General features: G+C 37.9%; 7 protein-coding genes and 1 pseudogene. 1 reads left to right on the top strand and 7 read right to left on the bottom strand.

All coding sequences use genetic code 11. The features are described from left to right. Positions 1-13: 13 nt before the first annotated feature. The 7 genes and pseudogenes from BM084_RS04505 to BM084_RS19670 form a co-directional block, all read right to left on the bottom strand. Positions 14-1543, bottom strand: a complete 1530-nt coding sequence (locus BM084_RS04505) for an alpha-L-fucosidase (RefSeq protein ID WP_093303086.1) — start codon at positions 1541-1543, stop codon at positions 14-16. Between the two features lie 111 nt (positions 1544-1654). Next, a complete protein-coding gene (locus tag BM084_RS04500) occupies positions 1655-3475 on the bottom strand; it encodes a DUF5060 domain-containing protein (RefSeq protein WP_218152228.1) in 1821 nt (606 codons plus the stop codon). Between the two features lie 221 nt (positions 3476-3696). Next, entirely contained in the window at positions 3697-5271 is a 1575-nt protein-coding gene (locus BM084_RS04495) for a sulfatase family protein (protein ID WP_093303081.1), read from the bottom strand. Between the two features lie 105 nt (positions 5272-5376). Beyond that, positions 5377-6945: a hypothetical protein gene (locus BM084_RS04490; RefSeq protein ID WP_245764331.1), complete on the bottom strand. Its 1569-nt coding sequence runs from the start codon at positions 6943-6945 to the stop codon at positions 5377-5379. Between the two features lie 11 nt (positions 6946-6956). Then, a complete protein-coding gene (locus BM084_RS04485; RefSeq protein WP_245764330.1) occupies positions 6957-8684 on the bottom strand; it encodes a RagB/SusD family nutrient uptake outer membrane protein in 1728 nt (575 codons plus the stop codon). A 68-nt stretch (positions 8685-8752) separates the two neighbouring features. After that, a complete protein-coding gene (locus BM084_RS04480; protein WP_093303076.1) occupies positions 8753-11824 on the bottom strand; it encodes a SusC/RagA family TonB-linked outer membrane protein in 3072 nt (1023 codons plus the stop codon). An 821-nt stretch (positions 11825-12645) separates the two neighbouring features. Beyond that, positions 12646-12899: pseudogene (locus BM084_RS19670) on the bottom strand (oxidoreductase C-terminal domain-containing protein). 495 nt (positions 12900-13394) lie between these two features. Between BM084_RS19670 and BM084_RS04470 the strand changes: the two are divergent. After that, complete coding sequence (locus BM084_RS04470) at positions 13395-16424, top strand: SusC/RagA family TonB-linked outer membrane protein (RefSeq protein ID WP_245764329.1); 3030 nt, start codon at positions 13395-13397, stop codon at positions 16422-16424. Positions 16425-16556: the final 132 nt, after the last annotated feature.

Here is a 16556-nt window from a genome sequence, read left to right as displayed (position 1 = left end):
CCTGGCTTAAATTTTATTTTCCCTCAATTTTAAACACAAATGCATGCTTTCCCTGCTTTTGCTTAGGAAGTTGAACAGCCAAGCCTTCTTCGGTCATTTCCCAATCCAGGTTGAGTTCACTGCCCAACAATTTTACCGAAGTGACCTCTTTGTCATAATAGCCTTTACTTTTTGCCAAGGCAGGGAATAACAACTTACTTTTTGGCCATCCCAGAGTAATCGCGTAAAGGATCTCATCTTTCGTGGTATAACGTATATCTTTTTCAGTATTTTCCTTATTGAGGTCTTCACTAAGGTGCCCTTCTACTACCTGGGTGGGGCCTTCTCCATAAATCTTCCACGGTCGCGTTCCGTAAATAGCTTCTCCGTTTGTCTCTAACCATGCACCCATATCCAAAAGCCGGTCTTTAACAGGTTGAGGTATTTCACCATTAGCTTTTGGAGTGATGTTGAGCAAGAGGTTTCCATTTTTACTAACTATATCCACTAGCACATCAATAAGCCTATTTGCAGATTTGTAATCTGGATTTTCTATATGGCTCCAGGACTTCCAGTCTATGGAATCATCGGTAAGCCAGGGAAAGTCTTTTCCCTCGCTCATTCTCGAGCGCTCTACGTCCAGGACCGCAGATCCTTCAACAAAATCAGTAAATTTATAAGTGGCTACTACTTCTCTGTTTTGCCTTAGCCCGGCATTGTAATAGTATTTTAAAAACTGTTTCCTTGTATCCTCGTCAATAATATCCATTTTATTGTCAAACCATACAAGGTCTGGTTCATATTTATCTACAATTTCTTTTAGCCTGTCCAGCCATTCTTTGTTGAATTCGTTATCGGGAAGGGGAGTGGTGGGTTTTTCTGCCATCACAAAGGTGCCTTCCGGGACCTTTGGGCCATAAAGTCCGCTGTATTTTGAATTTGAAGCATCGGTGTTTTCATCCCAGGTAGGGTACCAGGCATATAACCAGTGCCGGTGGTAGGTAGCGATGAATTTTAGGTTTTGCTTCCGCAGGGCTTCGGCCATTTCTCCTACAATATCTCGTTTGGGGCCTTTATCCATGGCATCCCATTCCGTCAAATCGCTATCCCACATGGCAAAACCATCTGCATGTTCACTTACGGGCCCACCAAATTTGGCGCCTGCATCCTTAAATAATTTGGCCCATTCATTGGCATCGAACTTTTCAGCGGTAAACATGGGAATAAAGTCTTTATAGCCAAATTCATCAAGTGGGCCGTAAGTTTTTTCATGGTGCTCCCGAACATCATTTCCTTCAATGTACATGTTGTGCGAGTACCATTCATTTTTATAGGCAGGAACCGAATAGGGACCCCAATGGCAATAAATGCCAAATTTCGCATCACGAAACCATTCGGGTGTTTCATGTTCTTTAAGGGATTCCCAGGTAGGCTCGTATTTTTTTAGGGTACCTGAATGTTGTTCATTCTCATTCTCTTTTTGTTTTTTATCATCGCAGGATATTACTAGTAGGGTAGCAATAAACAGTGCGGTTTTAAAAATAGTGTTAAGAATGTTCTTCATAATTCAAAATTTTCGATGTGGTAGAGATTTGCATTTTATTTTCTTCGGGAAGGCTTACTTAAATATAAAATCCGCTGTTGCCATAATTTGTACATTTTATTGAATTGGCGATTAATCTTGGTTTTTGGTTATCAATGCGACCCAATCTTTTCCTATGTCATTAGGTGGAATACCTAAAGACTGTTTTCCCTGTCCTTGGATCCTTTTAACACTTCCTTGTTCTAGCTTTCCTCCTTTACGTGGGTTATACCATAATACTTTATAATTTCCTTCATTTTCTTCAAAATTGAGGGATGAGTTTCCTCCGTTTTTTAGATAAACTACATATGAGGTTCCGGGGTTGGCCAGCACATAATCCTCTTCGGAAGAAATCAAATGGTCAAGTGGCTCCATATCCCAAAAATGGATATTATTTTTATTAAAAAAATCAAGGCATATTTTTCCCTGATCCCAGAAAAAATCACGGGAACGGTAGTCTTGCGCGGTAAGATCGGAATGGGGATGGGCATAACCAAAATACCATTCCGTGCCCCAGGCCCCGGCCATCATGGCGCCCCATAGTCCATTTTTACGTGCATCATCGTGGTTGGGGTCTTCGGCATCTGGAAGTAGCGAATGTTGCGCATCACCAGGTTCATCACAGGCAACCGCCCATATTTTTCCATTTTCTTCAGAAGCTTTCAATACATTTTTTACTTGCTTATGTACATTCCTGAAATCTGGTTTATTGGTTTGCAGGGAAGCCCCTGTAATTTTGGGCTTGTCCCCGTAATATTCATCAAACCATTCCCCGTTATGGATCACGATATGGTGATTGTACGTATCGGTAGAGGCAACATAATCGGCAAGGGCAATATAATCTGCACTTTCCAGTGGAAATGTTTTAGTTTCTTTTACCCAGTCACCATTTTCTTCACATAAGTTCCAGTTTAAGGCGAGATGGTGGCCAAAACGCGCTATTAGTTCACGGTAATAAAGTTTAGTGAATAATCCAACGCCACCATTATCAAGCAATCCCTGGTTTTCCACTTCCATAGTTTTAAAATGGAGAAAGAGGCCTATTTTATCTGCGTGTTCAAAGAGTATTTCCCATTGGTCCAGCTTGGAGCAGTCAAAACGGTCGTAGGTGTCATAATCTACATAGGGAAACACGTTTTGGTCGTCCCCTTCAATATTCATGGTTAAAAAAGAAACAGCGTTCATTCCTTTTGAAGCTAAATAATTCATAGCTCCAACAATATCCTTTCCTTTGTTGTTCTGCCATACAGGATCGCCGGTTTGCCAGTCTTTTTCGTGGGCTTCCCAGGTTTTAACAAGGTCATCTTTATGGCCATCATTGTGAAAGGTGCCATCAAATTCGTCATACGCAAGAAAATTTTCTGGGGCATCTGCACCACATTTCAAAAAATACTCCCCGTTTCCGGCAAATTGCAAATAACGCTCGTCAATGTATTGCAATCGGCCTTTTCCACGAAAATCCCTACCGGATTTATCGCTTTCTCCAACATCAAAACCACCTGTTTTTTCATCCATAAAACCGGCGCTATCAAATTTTTTATAGGATCGTATAGCTGCCCATTTTCCTTTTTTGAAATCTACCTTATAGTTCCACTCACCGGTTTCATCTGGTGCAAAATGTACTCTCCAGATATTTCCGGAATTTGCTCCCGAATTAGCTGCATTACCATCAGCCGCAAAATAACCGGGTATGAGATATGATTTGCCCGTTTCTTTATGGGTGAAAGTAACATTGAGCCTGTAGTTTAAAAAAGGGTTAATTACATCATCTTCAGATGTTTCAGGGCCCTTAAAATCTAGAGTTATTTTATGCCATTTTTTCAGTTCACCTGAAATATTTTGAGCATCAATTCGACCTGGCAGGAGCATCCATATACATACAATTAGAAAGCTCGCTTTTTGAAGTATGTTCATCTTTTTAGTTTAATAAGAGATACCTTATTTTAAAATGTATTAATCTGCTTTTGATTTAAGAAAATCCCACTTGTGCGATTTGAATTCTGATAGAATTTTATCTCGAGAACAATGATTTTCGCTCAAAGACCTGTTCTCGATACAATTTTAGTTGAAAAATATTCGAACTGACGGTCTGTAAACTGCAATAAAATTGGATGCAACTCAGGTTACTATTTACCTTATTTTAGTTCCAGCTTACTGGTCTGTCTATTTTCATTCCCTCTAAGGGCTTCATAGGAAGCAATCATTTCTTCTAGTCTTTGAGGATTCTTTTTGACCAAGTTGTTTTGCTGGCCAGCATCTTCTTTTAAATTATACAATTGATAATCTGAAGCATTCCCTAATTCAATATTTACCTGGGTATTTACCGACGGGCCTTCGTAAGGAGGGATCAAAATCCAATCACCTTCTCGCAAAGCTGTTTTGCCATTGGCTTCAAGGATTAATTTTTCACGGCCATCTTCAGTTTTTCCCAATAAAACATCTAGTAAATTTTGACTATCCTTGCTATCTTTAGGACTATTTACCAAAGAGGCTAACGAAGCGTATAAATCTACCTGGGAGACGAGTGCATCAGAAGCCCCGGGCTTTATTTTTCCTTTCCAGTAGGTAATAAAAGGAACACGTGTCCCAGCTTCAAATAAACTATATTTTCCTCCCCTTAATCCGCCGGCAGGATCGTGGTCTCCTAATTTTTCGACCGCCTGGTCATAATAACCATCATTAAGTACAGGGCCATTATCGCTGGAAAAAATAATGAGCGTGTTTTCAGAAAGACCTTCATCCTCCAAAGTTTTTAGCAGTTCGCCAACACACCAATCGGCTTCAACAATAACATCCCCACGCGGTCCCATTCCCGATGAGCCCACAAACCTGGGGCTTGGAGTCCTGGGCACATGAGGTTGTTGCAAAGCATAATAGAGGAAAAACGGTCTTTTTTTGTTCCTTTTAATATATTGTTGTGCTTCCTCTAAAAAGGTATCAGCCATTTTTTCGTCATCCCATTTTGCTTTCTCGCCACCTTGCATATATCCAATTCTTGGGATGCCATTTACAATACTGTTGTTATGGCCATGGTGCCATTTCATTTTTAATAATTCGGGATTATCTTTCCCGGTAGGTTCTCCTTCAAAATTCTTTTGATAATCAACCTGAATGGGGTCCTCCGGATCTAAGCCAACAACTTTACCGTTTTTTATATAGACTGTAGGAACTCTATCCTGGGTAGCTGCCATAATAAAACTATAATCGAAGCCTACTTCATTGGGACCAGGAGATATATCCTTATTCCAATTTACATTTCCATTCCCCAGTCCTAAATGCCATTTTCCTACAATGCCAGTATGATATCCTTCTTTTTTTAGCATTTTTGGGATGGTTGTCTGGGTGGTGTCGATAAGAAGGGGAGCGGTGCCTGGAAGTATTTTTGCATTTTCATTACGCCAGGGATAGGTGCCGGTCAATATTCCAAATCTACTTGGAGTACAGGTGGCTGATGTGGCATAGGCATTGGTGAAACGCATTCCGCCTTCTACAAGCTTGTCAAAATTTGGAGTTTCTATAGAGGTAGCGCCATAGGCTCCTACATCACCATATCCCAAATCATCCATATACACTATAATCACATTGGGACTTGAAATGGTATCGTTTTTCTGATTGTTTTCTTCTTTATTTCCCCTATTAGAATTACAGGAATAAAATAAAAAGGAAATAATAAGGATAATGTAAATTTCAACTTTAGAGCAATATTTCATAATAAACTTGTCTTTTTAGGTTTATTAACCTGGTTAAGCCGGAAAAATTAAAATAGTCCCACTATATATTAAAAGCGGAACTATTTTAACCAATTCATGGTATTGTTAAGGTCTTTCATCTACTTCTATGATCCGAACATCATCAAAATAAATAGTACCGACACCGCTATGTCTTATGAAAGCATTTAGGTTATCTGCGCTTGATCCCGGCGACCAGGTTTTTGCTGGCCTAATTGTCACCCATTCTCCTGCTGGTGCTGAAGCTATGTCGTTGTGCCAGTATTGAGTAGAATTACTTCCTCCTGTTTCCCCATCTTGCGCTATCCATGGTGCTATAAAAGGAATATTTACTCCTGCCGTTTTGTACACCTTGTATTCATATTGCACCTTTTGATCAGGGATCAGTGAAAATTGATCTACTAAATTTTCAAAAGCCGTCCAGTTTCCTGAAGATCCTGATTCTACCTTTAAACTATTTGGACCACTCGCCGCCTGTTCAGTAGAAATAGAAATTGAAGAATCATCTTTATTAGTTTCGTGAAGGGTCCAGTTATTTCCATTTTCTTCGAAAGTAAATAGAGCAACTTCGTGCTGATTCATTGAAACCTGTAAGTCTGTAAAATCCTGTAAAACTCTTGAGTCTGTGGAAGTAATATCACTACCCGTATAAGATACCTCCACTACATCATCTCTGTAAATAGGATCTACTAGTTTAATACTTATTTGCGTTGCATCGCTTTGGTTTATAGAAATTGCAGATATGTTATATTGTTCACCATTCACTTTAACAGTAAAAAACTCTTCCTGATCTGCAAAGTTGGCTAATTCTCCATTAACTGAAATCTGAATCGTCTGGTCTTCTGATTCCATTATTTCCCCGGACACTATAAACGGTTCTGAGGAAGGTATTACTTTAAAGATAGTGGGGATGCGATAGAAATCACTATCCGGCGGAATATTTTCTTCCTGTCTGCTAACTCGAAGTGAACCATTGAATTCACCCAATCGGTTAAGTTGAATAGTTGCTACAGAATCGGTGCTTGTTTCTCCGGCTATAGTCCACATCCTTGTATCAGGTCTTCCTACTGTAGTAAGATCAACGAATTCTAATGCAGAACCAGCTTCTACAGTTATGGTATCAGATTCATGATTTAAGACTATTCCATCCTGTCTAACCAAAATTTTAGGTACAATAGTATCATAAACCTCAACTCGAAATGTGGTGTCAATCACCCATCGATTTTCACTTTCTCTTACTGCAACTAAGGTGTCATTTTTACCTTTAATAGCTACGGAATCTTTAAACACGTTATACAATCTTACATTCGAAAAGCCACTTTTAGTAAATAATACGTGAGCTGTTTTATCCGTAGTTTGCGTAGATCCCGGATTCACAATATATTCATCGTAAATAGTATCTTGGCGGCTAATATCTCCGTCTAGAAAAAAACTGCCTTCCTCGATTGTCCAGGTGTGTTCGATGGCATTTTGAGAAAGATCTGAAAAGGTGATAAAATCATTTATACCGATTTTAAACTCTTCGTTACGAAATTGACTTGTATAAACCATTGCATCAGAAAATTCATTAGGAATATCGTATTCTTCAGGTTCACATGATAATACAAGAACAGGTAGGCTCACTAGTAATAGTATGTACTTCATATATTTTTTCATCTCGTTTTCTTTTAAAAATTGGGATTGGCAATTGTTTCTGAATTAGGAATAGGATAATATGCGTGCTCTGATGGAATATAATTTTGAGCAGCCTGTTGATAATCCCTGTATGTGAAAAGACCCTCTGGATGTTCTCCGACCAAAAGTACTGATCCCCAAGCATTTTTTTGTAAACCTTCGTCATCGATATATGGGTAATTAGTACCGTAATAAGCCCTGGTTGCAAGATCTTCAAAACGTTCTTTTACAATACCCCAGCGTCTTAAGTCGAGAAATCGAATTTCATGACCCTCCATAGCAAGTTCCAGGGGTCTTTCCACGAACATTAAATGGTCCATTAATTTTTGGGCGTCATAAGACTCACCATCGTGATCTGCTTCGGGGTATTGTCCAGTTCCTTTCATCCCAATTAGTTGTAAAGCAGAGCGATGACGAACTTCATTGATTAATTCCATAGCGGCGTCAACTCCACTGTTATCAGTTCCGCCCTTTATTAGACATTCTGCAGACATTAGATAGACATCGGCTAGTCGTATAAGTCTAAAATTGATTCCGGAATTGTTTGGACCTAGCTCTACCTCAGTAGAAACTGTGCGCCAGTTGGTGTGTTTTTTCCAATATCCCGGCTCATTATTGTTAAATACAGCAGCATATGGAGGTTCATTATAGTAGTCGGTACTTAGATCATCGATAAGAGCAATAGATGCTGATGTTCTAAGGGAGTATTTTCTTAATTCTGTAGAGACTACTTCATTGCCGTTAGCATCTGTAGAGGTGACTTCAATATAATTCCGAGGGTCACTCGTATCTATTGGATCGTTTTTATAGGCGATGTTAATCCAGGCGCTTGGCAACACAGCACGAAAGCCTCCATGAGGAGTTGGAGCAAACAATCTGCCGTAATTATTGGAAACCTGTTGCGGGGCATAAGGTGATAATTCAGGTTTGAAATCTGCATTATAGCTGATCTCCAAGATAGATTCTGAATTGAATTCTCCAGCAAGAGAAAAGTTCAGGCCTATGTTAGAAACTAGAGACAGTCCATAATCGCCATTGGTTAACACGTCTTCAAAATAAACGTTTGCTTGTTCGTAGTTCTCTTCGTACAAATAACTTTTTCCCAGAACTGCTGCTGCTGCTGCTGCATCCACTTTACCTGTATTTATATTTTCTGTCCAGGTAGGAGGAAGGTTTTCATATGCAAATTCCAAATCAGCTAAATAAAAACTTCTGATTTCTTCCGCTGGGGTAAGTGGTTGAAAGAACTCTTCTTCACTTTTAGGTACAAAATCAATTAGAGGAACACTACCATCATTATACGTAGTATACAAGTAGAAATAGAATAATCCTCTCAAAAATCTAGCTTGAGCAACCATAACATTTGCTGCAGCCATCTGTTCTTCATCGCTATAGGAGTCAATAAGTCTTTGCCCGTTTTCGATTACTTGATTAGCACGGAATATACCAACATATAAAGCTTCCCATTTTCGATTTAGGTCTGGGGTGGCATCATTAAATGAGTGCGTGTAGAAAGGATCATCAGTATTGGGTCTACCAAAACCTGGCCACGTTAGGTCTGATCTGTTATAACCTGCTCTTAAATTGGTGAGGTTTGTATTCGCTAATCCATTGTAAACAGCGTTCAATCCAGATTCTAAATCTGCGTTGTTTTTCCAGAAACTTGCTGTTGAAATTTCATTAGGGTTTACCTCTTCAAGAAATTCTTCTTGACAGGACACGAAAAATATACTACAGAGAATACCTATAATATATTTAGTAAAAGTTAAATTTTTCATCAAAGTATTTTTTAAAAATTAATTTCTATTCCTGCTCTGTATTGAGAACTAACAGGATAAGTTCCTGCGTCTATACCTCTAGTACGAAGGCCGTCGTTTCCTACTTCAGGGTCGAAACCATCATAATCAGTTATTGTAATTGGATTGTCTGCTGCTACGAAAACTCGTAGTTTGCTTATTCCTAACTTTCCTATTAAAGGTTTAGCAAAGGAATATCCTATTGCAAAATTTCGCATACGGGCAAAGGATCCATCCTGCAGCCAGAAATCTGTATATCCACGAAAATTGGCATGATCTCTACCTCTATGTGTGGGTATGTTAGAGTTTGGGTTGGAATCAGAAAATTGATAGATCAAATCTTGATGTGTGCCTTGCTTATAAGCGTAGGCTTTGCTGCCATTAATAATTTCGCCTCCAAAAGCTCCATACCATTGCATGGAAAGATCAAAATTTTTGTAATTAGCATTAAAATTTAAACCTACTTCAAACTCTGGTGCGCCACTACCTTTGTAAACTCTATCATCATCCGTGATTGTATTATCACCTGTATCTAAAATACCATCACCATCTGTATCTATGGTGGGTTGATCCACATATCGTAAATCGCCGATGTTAGCTGAAGGTACTATTTGCTGATAATCTTCAAGTTCTTCCTGATTTCTAATAATACCATCAGTTTCTATCAAAAAGAAAGCACCAGCTTCATATCCTTCTCTTAAAGCTGTTACCAAATCTTCATTTGGAAGTCCGGGTGCGACCTGGCTACCAGCCAAGAAAGAAAATTTATTAGATTCACTCATTTTTGTAATTTCGTTTTCATTTGCCGCGTAGGTAGCACCTACAGACCATGAAAATTTACCGGAATGCTTATAATTTGCCGCTAGTTCAACACCATAATTTCGCATATCTCCAACATTTAAAATTACATCGGAATTTCCGCCTCCTCCACCTGCAGAAGGAGGTAAGATTACTGGAAACAGCATGTTTTCTCTTGTTCCGTCATATAGGTCCGCTGTAAAAGAAAATTTGTTGTCAAAAAAATTAGCGTCTAAACCAATGTTTTTCTCAACCTTTCTTTCCCATTTAGCGTCTGGATTTTGAAAAGCTGTTTGAATAGCCCCTAAAGCTAAAACATCGTTTTCTGCAGAACCAAAAACATAATCATAACCTAAAGAGATAGTAGGAGTTGTACTATAATCCAGGATACCTTGATTGCCCGTAGAACCATAACTAGCTCTAATTTTTAAGGAATTTATCGTTTCCTCAACTGATTTCCAGAACGGTTCGCTTGATATATTCCAAGCAGCTGAAATTGATGGTGCAATTACCCAACGGTTATCTTCAGAAAAACGACTGGTTCCATCCCGTCTTATGCTTGAGCTTAAAATGTACTTATTTTTAAAATTATATTGAATTCTACCCAACATACCTATAAGTGTATTCGTGCGATCCTGTCCAAAACCGTTACCTGTGCCTACATTAGGATCAAGAGTCGCACCATTTAGATTCACTACATCATTACTTATTAAATCGAATTTTTCTGCAAAGAAAGATGTGAAAGTGTATTTTTCTGCAGAATATAAAGCGAGAAGACTAAGTTGATGGTCACCAAATTTTTTATTGTATTTGATCATATTCTCCAATGTCCTGCTGGTTCCTCTTTGACTTTGGTTCCAAACTCCTGATCTGTCTGTTGTAGGAATAAGATTGCCATCTACATCAAAAGACTGAAAAAGTGGATCAACCCTTACTCTGGTATCGTTGTCTCGGCTTATAGCGGCTCTTGAAATTATGTCTATATTCTTTGTAAGTGCATATTCTACTTCAAATCTTAAACTAAATTGATCCCCATTTCTAGTATCTCTTTGTTTCAATTTTCTGGCGAAAAAATTCAAATTATTCGCATCATTAGACGTAGGGCTTCCAACAGCATCCGAGATGGTTTCTTCGTTAGGGTCAATTACAGGTAAATACGGACTGTATCTAAATCCATCTAGGAGAATTCTCCATGGTGTATATTTTTGTTCGTCTGTACGAAGCCCAATACCTGAAGTGATTTTCCATTTCCCCTTTTTAAAGGTAGAGTTTGCCCTCACATTTAAACGTTCTAATCCAGAATTGATTAATACTCCTTCCTGGTCGAAGTAGTTAACGGATATGTTATATACAAGACCGTTCTTCCCTCCTGACATATTTACGTCGTGATTCTGGATTAATGCATTATCATTTTCCAAAATCGATACTAAATCTGTATCATTGAAAAAATTATAACGATTATTCTCCAGAGTAGTAAAGGTTTCATCTGGGAGAGTTTGATTAAGATTAAATTTTCTTAGAAAATCTGCGTACATATAATCTTCAAAATTTAATAAATCTATAGAGGAGGTGATTTTTTGAACCCCCATATAACTCGTAGCTCTAATATTCATTTGACCTTCTTTACCCTGCTTTGTGGTAATTAGTATAACCCCTGTTGACCCCCTTGTACCGTAGATGGAAGCTGATGCTGCATCTTTTAAAACATCGATAGTCTCAATTTCAGCAATACTTAATTGTGGATTGCCATCCTGTGGAATGCCATCTACAACATATAAAGGTTCATTACTACCGAAAACGGAATTTACACCTCTAATTAAAATATTTGCATTAGAACCAGGTTGTCCAGAACTCGCGGTAACATTTACACCTGCAATTTGTCCCTGTAATGCCTGTCCCACATCTGAAGAGGATGTTTTTTCTAAAGCTTCAGATTTAACTTGAGCTACCGCCCCGGTTACTTCTTTTCTTTTTTGCTGTCCATATCCAATTACAACGATTTCGTCCATGGCTTCAGCACTATTTTGTAATGTTATATTTATTTCTGATTGTTCTCCTACCTTTACTTCCTGGCTTTCGTATCCCAAGAAGGAAAAAATAAGCACGTCTTCCGGGGCGGCAGAAAGGCTGTAGTTACCATCAAAATCAGTTGCCGTACCATTATTTGTGTTTTTTATGAGGACGGTTACACCCGGCAATGGCATGTTAGATTCGTCTACTACTGTCCCTGAGATTTCCTTCTGTGCATAATTGACCTGAAAACTCATAAAAAGGAGTAGTTGAGGAAGAAAAAAGAACCTTTTTAAAAGTGATTTATATTTTTGTTTCATACCAATATATTTAATTAAGTTTTAGTTTTTTAGTTACATACATTTTTAAAAGAGCATATATTAAATTTTAGTTAAGGTCATGTAAAATTTGCAAATTAATAGCTATTGAATAATAACATATGAGTTCAATGCTATAACAAATGGTTTTTCCTGATTATATGACTGCCAACGTGGTCCTTACATAAGGATAAGAAGAATTTCACAGAGGGTATCTTTAACCTAAAACAGAAGTTTTTATTATTTAACATATAGTTTAATGTATGTTAATATGTTTGAAAAATATGTAATTATTTATTACTTCTATAATGTTATATCCGTATATCATTCTTCTTATAGAGTTATAATGTGATCTAAAGGGTAATGAGTCTCCAAGCCAGATATCAAGCGATTTATTGTTAAAAAGGAAACCCTGATTATCAGAAGGTGAATATAAAATCAAGTGATATTTATTATTCCCTGCGGTCTCTAAAAGATACACTTATAGATTTTTGTGATTTTGAAGATTTTAAATACTGGATATATCCTGACATGGTCAGTTAATTATTTTATAGGTATGGGGAATTTTACTATATAACAAAAATGAGTTGTAAAGGCATAGTTTTAGAAAAGCGCGTGAATTTCACCCTATATAGAAGTACCTTGAATGATTTTTGATCTTCCAAATCATCTGGGGTAGAAGGGGTTCATATTTAAAGTCGTTGTAAGGATTTTCAGTATGAACAAAATTAATTTCCGAAGTTTTACTGATATCTGTAAATCTACTTTGCTTGTTTAAGTATTTCGGAAGGGTCTACCCGTTTTGATTTATTTAGTTTTTGTCCAGATTTTATGAATTTAGTACCGTAGACATAGGTTTTGGCATTATCTACAGCATCTACGGTCAATAAGATGTCTTTTTTTAAATACCACCACTAAAAGCTTTTATTTTTTTCTCTTTTCTAACCAAAGCTTTGTGATAACCTTGAGCGAGGCATACCATTTGTAACTTTATATCGTATTGATCTGACCAAATCCACGATAATGTGTAATAAATAGGTGGTTTGTTGCATATGGCGGCAGCAGCTATTTTTGCTTACTATTAGCTATATATTGTAGGAATTCTTCAATGCCATGGGTTTTTTAGCGTAGATTTCTTTGTGTTGGGACAGGCTTCCTTCCGTACGTAAAAAAGATGGTTAGCTGCTTTTTTAAAATCTAAGACTTAGGACTTTTCATTAAGAATATTAAGTAATAGGTAGGTCAGCAGAAAACTTATCTTTCTAATAAAAGTTTCTTGTTGCTTAAAAGTAAAACAAATGATTTTTATATAGAATCATATGTTTTTACAATCGTACTGGTGCAAGGGGGAGCATACTTAACCTTGAGTAATGGTTCTTATTTATACAAAAAATAGAATAGATATCAGTTTTCTATTTCTTCAAAATTTGTTCTATTAAATTAAACATATGTTGTTAGTGAAGTTATGGGAAATAGCCAGATTTGTGAAACTAAATTTAAGAGAGTTAATATGGAATTAATTAGAAGTAACAAGTTGCAAGTTTTGTTTGTAATTTTTTTACTATTTAGCGGAGCTATTTCCCAAGCACAATCTACTACGATAACTGGGACTGTGATTGGTGATGGCTATCCTCTTCCCGGCGTTTCTGTAGTGATTAAAGGAACTAATAATGGAGTTGTGACCGATTTTGATGGCAATTTCTCAATTGATGGGGAATCTTCAGTTACACTTGTTTTTAGTTACGTGGGTTTTATAACAAAAGAAATTTTGGTTGAAGGGAAAACCAATTTAGAGGTTACCTTAGAACCCGATTTGGCCAAATTGGATGAGGTTGTGATTGTTGGTTATGGCACCCAGAAAAAAAGCGATGTTACCGGAGCGGTATCTTCCATTAGTTCAGAAGATATCCAAAAAACTGCCAATGTTTCCATAAACCAGGCCATTCAAGGCCGTGCGGCCGGGGTGACGGTTTCTAAAACTTCTGGTTCTCCCGGGGCTAGTCCTACGGTGCGTATTCGGGGAACAGGAACGGTGAATAATGCAGACCCACTTTACGTGGTAGATGGTATTCCCGTAAACGATATTAGGAATATTAATATGGCAGACGCCGAATCTATTGAGGTTTTAAAGGATGCATCGGCCACGGCTATTTATGGTTCTCGTGGTGCAAATGGGGTGGTGCTTATCCAAACCAAAACCGGTAAAAGTGAAAAGCCGGTGCTTTCCTATAATATGTACACTGGTTTTCAGTCGCGGGTAGATAATATAGATATATTGAGCGGTCCGCAATGGGGGATGCTTTCTAATGAGGCAAACCGAAACGATGGAAACGAAATAAATCCCGATTTTGCAAATCCCGAATCTTTACCTACTTACGCTTGGGAAGATGCGGCCTATCGTGATGGATTGGTGCAGAACCACCAACTTTCCTTTTCGGGTCGTAGCGATAAAACTACGTATTATGTGTCTTATGGTTATATCTCACAAGAAGGTGTGATAAAAGGTTCTTCCTATAAACGCCAAAACTTAAGGGTAAATAATACGTATCAATTGACAGAGGATATTAAGTTTGGACATAATTTACAGTATGCGAATTCCAGTAGGATTTCTTCTCCAGAAAGTGGTCAAGACCCCTGGAGGCGTGCTGCTTTTGTTGGGTATATTGCAGAGCCGATAACCCCACTTTTTCAGGAAGATGGTTCTTATGGGGTGACACAATACTCTTCGGCAGTGAACCCACTTGGGTTGGTAGAATTTGGCTCTATGCCTGAAAAAAGGGAAAATTTCCTCGGAAATTTCTTTTTAGAAGCTAATCTCGCCGAGGGATTACTGTTTAGGAGTAATTTTGGTGTGGATATCAATAAAATAGAAGTTGATAACTATATCCCGGACTATAATGTTGCACCAACATATAACAGTCCTGAAAGCACTTATATTCTGAATAGGGCAGAGCAAAAAAGCCTGGTTTGGTCCAATACCTTAAATTATAACAAGGTATTTAATAAAAAACATGATTTTACGGCTTTACTAGGTCACGAAATACAGGAAATAAGCTACAACAATGTAAATGCCCAAAGAAGTGAGATACCAGGTAGTGTTTCAAACCCTACTTTAGGTTCAGGGAATGTTGCCACGGCATCCAATAATGGAGGTAGATCTGAATCTAAGTTATTATCCTTTTTTGGTAGGCTAAACTATAATTTCGATGAGCGGTATTTAGTTACTGCAACCTATCGTGTGGATGGTTCTTCTAGATTTGGATCCAATAATCGCTGGGGTAAGTTCCCGTCTATGGCTTTAGGGTGGAATATTCATAATGAAGATTTTTTTCAAACCGATTTTATTAATCAATTAAAATTCCGAGCAGGTTGGGGGGAAACAGGTAACCAAAACCTACCCAATGCCTCAACGTTTAACACGCTAGATCTAAATACGAATTACCCTTTTGGGATAAATGAGATTACTAATGTTGGTGCAGCTCCCTTAAGACCGGGGAACCAAGATTTAAAATGGGAAACTACGGTTACCCAGAATGTGGGTATTGATATGGCTTTTTGGAAAAATCAATTAAGCTTTACTGCAGATTACTTTATAAAGAATACTACAGATTTATTGTTGGCGGTGCCTATTTTGGCAACCTCAGGATACCAACAAAGTCCTTTTGGCAATGCTGGGGATATAGAGAATAAAGGTTTGGAGTTATCGACTACTTATCGTAAAAATATTAACGATTTTAATTTTAAAATTGGTGGAAATGTTTCTTTTATAAGAAACAAAGTAACCGAACTTGCCACAGATGGGAGTTTAATTTTATCGGCCCCTGCACAAGGTTTTGGTAGCGTCGGGCGTACCGAAGTTGGTCACTCCCTGGCTTCTTTCCATGGTTACGAGATGATCGGTATTTTCCAAACCCAGGAGGAAGTAGAAAATAACGCAGCTTTTCCAAATACCCAACCTGGCGATGTTAGATATCGTGATATAAATGAGGATGGTATAATTAACGATGATGATAAAACCTATATTGGATCGCCTTTTCCAGATTTCACCTACGGACTTAATTTTGAGGTTAACTATAAGCAATGGGATTTGAGCCTCTTTTTTCAGGGTACACAAGGAAACGATATTTTTAACGCTAGTGCCTATTATTTGGAAGCAGATTTGGGGACTAACCTTTCTACAAAGATGTTAGATCGTTGGACGGGTGAAGGAACCTCTAACGCCGTGCCAAGGGTAACCTACTTGAACAACGGTGTGAATACCCAACAATCTTCCCGCTTTGTGAGGGATGGTTCTTACGGAAGGCTTAAAAATGCACAATTGGGCTATGCTTTTTCAGAAAGCCTTTTAGAAAGCCTTTCCATTAGTAAACTAAGGATTTATGTAAGCGGACAAAATTTACTGACATTTACTAACTATGATGGTCTAGATCCCGAGATTGGAGTAGATCAAACTTTTAACAATCCTTTGGATATAGGTGTAGATAGGGGGCGTTACCCTTCTACAAGGACAGTAACTTTAGGTTTGGACGTAACATTTTAATCCTTCCTTAAGGATTAAAAGCCCTCTCAAGGGTTTTTGATTAAAATAATAAGCTCGTAATGGGCATTTATCAAAACAGGCTATATTTTTTAATGAGATTGAAATGATATGATTTGAGAAGAAATGGCCACT

This window comes from Salegentibacter agarivorans (assembly GCF_900113135.1).
In the GTDB taxonomy this organism is placed as follows: domain Bacteria; phylum Bacteroidota; class Bacteroidia; order Flavobacteriales; family Flavobacteriaceae; genus Salegentibacter; species Salegentibacter agarivorans.
This window is presented reverse-complemented; position numbering and strand designations above follow the sequence as displayed.

What these genes read in the sequence shown, in the direction of transcription:
- BM084_RS04505 (WP_093303086.1), bottom strand. Translation starts at nt 1,543, where the DNA reads ATGAAGAACATTCTTAACACTATTTTTAAAACCGCACTGTTTATTGCT.
- BM084_RS04495 (WP_093303081.1), bottom strand. Translation starts at nt 5,271, where the DNA reads ATGAAATATTGCTCTAAAGTTGAAATTTACATTATCCTTATTATTTCC.
- BM084_RS04500 (WP_218152228.1), bottom strand. Translation starts at nt 3,475, where the DNA reads ATGAACATACTTCAAAAAGCGAGCTTTCTAATTGTATGTATATGGATG.
- BM084_RS04470 (WP_245764329.1), top strand. Translation starts at nt 13,395, where the DNA reads ATGGAATTAATTAGAAGTAACAAGTTGCAAGTTTTGTTTGTAATTTTT.
- BM084_RS04480 (WP_093303076.1), bottom strand. Translation starts at nt 11,824, where the DNA reads ATGAGTTTTCAGGTCAATTATGCACAGAAGGAAATCTCAGGGACAGTA.
- BM084_RS04490 (WP_245764331.1), bottom strand. Translation starts at nt 6,945, where the DNA reads ATGAAAAAATATATGAAGTACATACTATTACTAGTGAGCCTACCTGTT.